Source organism: Mesorhizobium sp. M7A.F.Ca.AU.002.02.1.1 (genome assembly GCF_003998535.1).
Classification (GTDB): Bacteria; Pseudomonadota; Alphaproteobacteria; order Rhizobiales; family Rhizobiaceae; genus Mesorhizobium; species Mesorhizobium ciceri.
The window spans coordinates 1-5,635 of the sequence record NZ_RZPB01000406.1; the positions used below are offsets into that span (position 1 = coordinate 1).

General features: G+C 62.5%; 8 protein-coding genes and 2 pseudogenes. All 10 read left to right on the top strand.

The genetic code is table 11. The annotated features are described in order from the left end of the window. Positions 1-129 (top strand): annotated as a pseudogene (locus EN879_RS40110) (DUF2285 domain-containing protein); the annotation flags it as partial. A gap of 140 nt (positions 130-269) precedes the next feature. Continuing rightward, a complete protein-coding gene (locus EN879_RS39090; protein ID WP_063170737.1) occupies positions 270-476 on the top strand; it encodes a DUF6499 domain-containing protein in 207 nt (68 codons plus the stop codon). A 70-nt stretch (positions 477-546) separates the two neighbouring features. Beyond that, a complete protein-coding gene (locus EN879_RS22460) occupies positions 547-1,065 on the top strand; it encodes a DUF2285 domain-containing protein (RefSeq protein ID WP_063170736.1) in 519 nt (172 codons plus the stop codon). A 134-nt stretch (positions 1,066-1,199) separates the two neighbouring features. Next, a complete protein-coding gene (locus tag EN879_RS22465) occupies positions 1,200-1,490 on the top strand; it encodes a helix-turn-helix domain-containing protein (RefSeq protein ID WP_063170735.1) in 291 nt (96 codons plus the stop codon). Between the two features lie 17 nt (positions 1,491-1,507). Beyond that, positions 1,508-2,374 (top strand): replication initiator protein A, encoded by an 867-nt coding sequence (locus tag EN879_RS22470; protein WP_245441365.1) that lies wholly within the window; start codon positions 1,508-1,510, stop codon positions 2,372-2,374. Positions 2,375-2,693: 319 nt separating this feature from the next. Beyond that, complete coding sequence (locus EN879_RS22475) at positions 2,694-3,158, top strand: DUF2840 domain-containing protein (RefSeq protein ID WP_063170733.1); 465 nt, start codon at positions 2,694-2,696, stop codon at positions 3,156-3,158. After that, positions 3,155-3,715 (top strand): S26 family signal peptidase, encoded by a 561-nt coding sequence (locus EN879_RS22480; RefSeq protein WP_063170732.1) that lies wholly within the window; start codon positions 3,155-3,157, stop codon positions 3,713-3,715. The genes EN879_RS22475 and EN879_RS22480 overlap by 4 nt, the downstream gene beginning before the upstream one ends. 45 nt (positions 3,716-3,760) lie before the next feature. Next, positions 3,761-4,081 (top strand): DUF736 domain-containing protein, encoded by a 321-nt coding sequence (locus tag EN879_RS22485; RefSeq protein ID WP_063170731.1) that lies wholly within the window; start codon positions 3,761-3,763, stop codon positions 4,079-4,081. A gap of 52 nt (positions 4,082-4,133) precedes the next feature. Continuing rightward, a complete protein-coding gene (locus EN879_RS22490; RefSeq protein WP_245493853.1) occupies positions 4,134-5,279 on the top strand; it encodes a lytic transglycosylase domain-containing protein in 1,146 nt (381 codons plus the stop codon). Positions 5,280-5,426: 147 nt separating this feature from the next. Beyond that, a pseudogene (locus EN879_RS40115) lies at positions 5,427-5,635 on the top strand (type VI secretion protein); the annotation flags it as partial.

The window sequence follows — 5,635 nt, forward strand, 5'->3', positions numbered from 1 at the left end:
GTCCTGCACATCGATCCTGAGCAGGAACCGGAGAGAGCGTTCAAGTCCTGGGAGACCCATCTTGCCCGCGCGCGGTGGATGACGACGAGTGGTTATCGGTATCTTCTGGCGGGCGGTGCGCCCCATTAGGTGCAGCCTGCCATGCGCCACGCTTTGCTGAATCAGCACAGCGGTTTGCTGACTCTCCAACTACCCAGCACGCGCATCGACGCCGATGCTGATTCCGAAGCTCGCAGCCAAGTGCTGGCATCGGGAGAGGACCTGGCAAATTGCAAGGCGATTGGACCAATCCAGCGGCCTATGTGCACATGCGCGACTACGAAGCGCCCGAGTTCGCTGCCGAATACCTGATCCGGAACGACGCCTTCATCGCCGAGTGCAGTCAGCTTGCGTCGCTGGGCGCAAATACCGGAGACCTGCTCGGACCAACTGACTTCGCCGCACGCTGGGGCGCGCGATTTCACTGTCACCGGTAACGGACTTCCATCTGCCGAGAACATCGTCTGGACGGAACAGGCCTCGCCGCGCGTGCTCCGGGCCACACGGATGCCTGCCTCGATTGGCTCATCGTATCGGAGCGTGTTACCTAGCGAACTCAGCAACGCTAGCGTTTGGGAGCAGGGCGAAGACCTTGAGGCTCTTTGGTCGGCTTCGACCGCAACGCATCGCCTGATTGCCGAGAGTTGCGACGGTTCACTTGGCATCAATGCCATCATTCTCCCGCTCGACGAAGCCTTCGAAACAAGACTGGACGCCGCACGCCAGTTCTGGCGGGCACTAAACGGTCGATCGCCCGGCCCAGTCTATGGCGCGCTGCCCCAGCAGACGAAGATCAGGCATATCCTCAATCTGCGCGCTCACGACGCCCGCCGCGCAGCGGCCTCCTCTCGCATGATCGCGGAGGCGCTGCTGTCACGAGATCCAATCGTGCCACGAGATTGGCGCGACCATCACCTCAGGCACAAGGTACGGGCGATCCTGCAAAGAGCGGATCGCCTGGTCGCCGGCGGCTACCGCGACCTTCTTTTCTATCCACACAGCCGCAGCCCGAAATCCCGGCGCTGAAGCCCCTCTTCGAGGGGTAGCAAAAACACATCCCCCGATGTTTGCCCTCCCTCGCTTTTCCTCAATTCGACCATCGTCCGTTTCGCGCGTCCCGGCAGGCCAGGATGACAGCAAAACCGGATGGAGATCGAGCGATGTCGAAGGGTCCCGCGGACGCGCCCCAAAAATACCTGCGAACCAAGGAGGCTGCACCCATCGTCGGTCTTTGTGCTCGCACGCTGGAAAAGCACCGGACCTATGGGACCGGTCCTAAATACCGCAAGGTCGGTGGGCGCGTGCTCTACGACATCGATGACCTGCACGCCTGGATCGAACTCGGCGCGCGTACCTCCACCAGTGATGCGAACGCGACCTTTGTTCCGCCGGCCAAGCCCCATGCCGCGCGCGCGCCTGCCTATGCCGGCCGGCGCGATCGTGACTCCTGACAGCACGGGTGGCGTCAGTGCAGTACCGCTCCGAAGGCCAGCTTGACCTGTTTCACGCGCGCGCCAGCGTCGTCACGCCGCGCGACGCGCAGGATCTCATGTCGTGGCCGTTCTTCTCGCTCGCCAAATCCCGCCGCGTCACGCCGATTGACTTTCACATGGGAGATGTGTCGATCCGTGTCGAGGCGACCCTCGAACATGGGATGGCGACCATCTGGGACGCCGACATTCTGATCTGGGCGGCCAGCCAGATCGTCGACGCACGAGACAACGGCCTTCGTACGTCGCGTTTGATGGCGGCAACTCCCTATGAGATTCTTGCCTTCATCGGCCGTGGCGATTCCGCCCGCAGCTACGACAGACTGAAGGCTGCACTTGACCGGCTGCAGTCGACCACCGTTGCCACATCGATCCGACAGCCGGCCGAACGGCGGCGGCATCGTTTCTCCTGGATCAACGAGTGGAAGGAGCGAATGGACGCCAGCGGCCGCCCGCTCGGCATCGAGCTCATCCTGCCCGACTGGTTCTATGCCGGCGTTCTCGACGATGCTCTGATCCTCACCATTGATCGTGAGTACTTTGGGCTGACGGGGGGCCTGGAGCGATGGCTCTACCGTCTGGTGCGAAAACATGGGGGCCGCCAAACCTATGGTTGGAGCTTTGATCTCCACCATCTCCATCTGAAGTCAGGCGGTCTGTCGCCCTTCAAGCGCTTCACCTTCGACCTTCGCGAGATCGTCGGTCGCCAACCCCTGCCTGGCTATCGGCTGGCACTCGTCATCGATGCTGACGGTCGATCGCGCCTGACCTTTCAACCCACCCCGCCAGAATCGTACGCGGCGCAACGCGCGTCGCGCGCCAGAACGACCAAGGCTGTGAAATGACTGTGGACAGCCCCGTGCTATCAGGAACCGCAACTCCCGTGCCATCGGGAACCGGGTTCCCGTGCTATCAGGAACCGGATTCGATCCTAAGCCATTGTGGCGATTGCCGAACCGGCTCCTCTAACGTTTCTAACCGAGAATCCTTCGGATTCTTTCTAACGCGAAGCGCGGGTCGGCGAGGCTGTGGGCGACGGCCGAGCCCTGATCTTTCGGCGATGCCGAGAGCGATCGACGTCCACTGCTCTTACCGAAACAAGATCACTTTTTCCGCCCCTCGCTTCGCCATGCTTGCTCGTGGCCTCCTGTCATGGAGGCCGGCATGAGCGATCTCACCTCGGTCGAACTGGTGTGGCTGAAGAAGCGCATCGAGAACCACATCCGCTTCGGCACGGTTGCTTCGAACAGGAACATCGACCGCACTCGTCGTGCCGTCACCTTCACGCCTGGCAGCATCTTCGCTTTCGTCCGGTGGATGGGCAACGACTTCGGCACCGTCGCGTCCCGCATCGACATACTGCGTGCAGTCGCCGCCGGTCGGCGCTGCTCGACCGTCGCCTATGTGCGCCCTGGCGCCGAGATCCTGCTCACAGCGATCGGATGGCGGAACGTCGAAAAGGTGCTGAAGATCATCGACGCCATCGAGGCTATCGGCATCGAACCTGTCGATGTGTCACCGGATTACTGGCGCCATGCCCACTGTAGGTTTGCCGGGCGCGAGGCGCCCAGGCCCTACACGCGCCAGCGCCATGAAGCCTGGCTCCTGCGCCGCAGGATTGAACCATGAGCATGCGCGCAACGATCATCGCAGGAATGCTTTGCGGCGGGGTTCTCGCCGTCGCTCCGGCATGGATCGCCCATCGCCCGAGCTTCATCTGGAACGCATCTGCAAGCGTCCCCATCGGGTTGTATCGTGTCGAGCCGGCCAGCAGGATCGACGTCGCCGACATCGCCGTCGTCATGCTGCCTGAACCGCTCGCGAGCTTCCTGGCTGAGCGTCAATATCTACCGCACGGCGTGCCGCTTCTGAAGCGCGTGTTAGCGCTCCAAGGCACGACTGTCTGCCGGGAGGGCACCGCTACCATCACCCATGACGTGACCGTTGGACTTGCGCGCGAGCGCGATAGTCGCGGCCGATCGTTGCCCGTCTGGCAGGGCTGCCGCGTGATCGCCGACGGCGAAGTCTTTCTCATGAACCGGGATGTCGCCGACAGTTTCGACGGCCGGTATTTCGGGCCGTTGCCGCTCACTTCGATCATCGGTCGCGCTGTTCCTGTGTGGGTGACCCGCCGCACCGCTCCAACGCCGAATATTCTCAAAGATCCCGTTCCCGGCGAGCCGTGAGGCTCGTGCCAATCATCGTCAAACGCTCATGAAAGGAGCACTGCAATGGCCCAGATCGGCACCTTCACCCGCAACAACGACGGCTTCTTCGGCAACGTCTCGACGCTGACGCTCGACGCGAAGCTCGCCATCCTGCCTGCCGAGAAATCGGATGCCGACAACGCGCCGGACCACCGCGTCTTCTGCGAAGGAATGGAGATCGGTGCGGCGTGGGAACGCACTGGCGAGAAGGCCGGCGCCTATCTCTCCGTCGCCATCGACGATCCCTCCTTCATACAAGCGATCCGCGCCAATCTGTTCCAGTCCGATGCCGAGAAAAATGTCTGGGCCTTGCACTGGAGCCGGCCGTCCAAGCGTGCCGAGTGAGGCTGATCGGATGCCTCGACCCCGCGACAGCGAACCGCTCACAGCAAACCCTTTGATCGATCGGGCGCTGGTCAAACCCTTCGACCCGATCGCCTGTCAGGCCGCCGCCGCGCACAGCGAAGGTCAAGGGCGGCCGGACGCTTGCCAATCGCTGCGGACGCTCATCGCCGAGCTGTTTGCGGCAAGCAAGTCCGGCCGGCGAAGCCTTGCCCTTGACGGAAGCGAGCACGGTGGCAGGGTTTTCGCACGTCGGGACGGCGGTGCATGCGCTGCCGTCCACAGAGGCACGGCCATTCTATCCGCATGCGTGATCCTCATCCTCTCAGTATCCGCAATTTGCGCGGAACCACTATCGCGCAATGAGCGGCCGGCGCGTCCGAGCAGCAAGACTTGGTCCGCCGACCCCTGGTCTGTGCATATCCAGGAGGCTGCAAAGCGGTTTGCCCTTTCCGAGCGATTGCTGCGCGCCGTCATGCAGGTCGAGAGCTTTGGCGATGTTCATGCTGTGTCGAGCAAGGGCGCGATGGGCCTGATGCAGATCATGCCGGCGACGTGGGAAGAACTGCGGATCAAGCATCATCTTGGCGACGATCCTTACCAACCGCACGACAACATTCTTGCCGGCGCCGCTTACCTCCGCGAGATGCTCGACCGCTTCGGCCGGAACGGCTTCCTTGCTGCCTACAATGCCGGTCCCAGGCGCTACCAGGAACATCTTGCGACGGGCCGGCCGCTGCCGCGAGAGACAGTCGACTACGTCCGAAAACTCGTGCCGCTGATCAACGGTGCGGTTCCCATTCCAACTCGCGCACGACATGGAGCGGGCAGAGCGAGCGCACTCGAAGCGTCGATTTTCGCGCACGTCGTGAACACACGGAATAGCTCGGTTCCGCAGGGTGAGCGCGAGACTGATGTTCCCGTAGAGACCGTCTTCACGGCGACCCGTTCACCCAGCGTGCGAGCACCCGTGGACAAAGCGGTCACCGATCTTACGGCCCTTGTACCGCAACCGGACGGCTCGCGCAGTGAAGGCGTATCAGTCCGAACCCCGCTGTTCGTAATCCGTTTGTGCAGACCTCCGCCGCGACTCCACAATGATCTCAGCATTCCTGGTCAATCGCATTCCGACCTGTTCCGTCGCGGAAATTGCGGCGGGAGGGGTGGCCGTGAGAGAGGGCGAAGAGGGATGGCAGGATAAAGGGCCGCGATGTGCGGCTCGGTCGGGGTGTTGGATCTCAAGGGTTTGCGCACCGGTTCTGCGATGTGCGCGAGAAATCCGCGATGTGCGCGATCAGCAATTTCTCAAAGTTTTCAACAGAAGCCGCACCTCGCGGGAAGAATGCTCATGAGCACGGATAACGAATTCCGCGTCCGGCCTGGCCGCATTCGTTCCCGGGCCAGTCAGCGTGCACGCCCCTTCATCTCCCAGGCACTGGCCGCTGCACAAAGGGCAGGGGGACATATCTCGCGCAAGGGAAACGTCATCTCCTCGCGCGCCTCGACGTTCGGTCGTGGCAGGTCGGCGAGCATCCGCGCCAATCGGCTCATTAACGG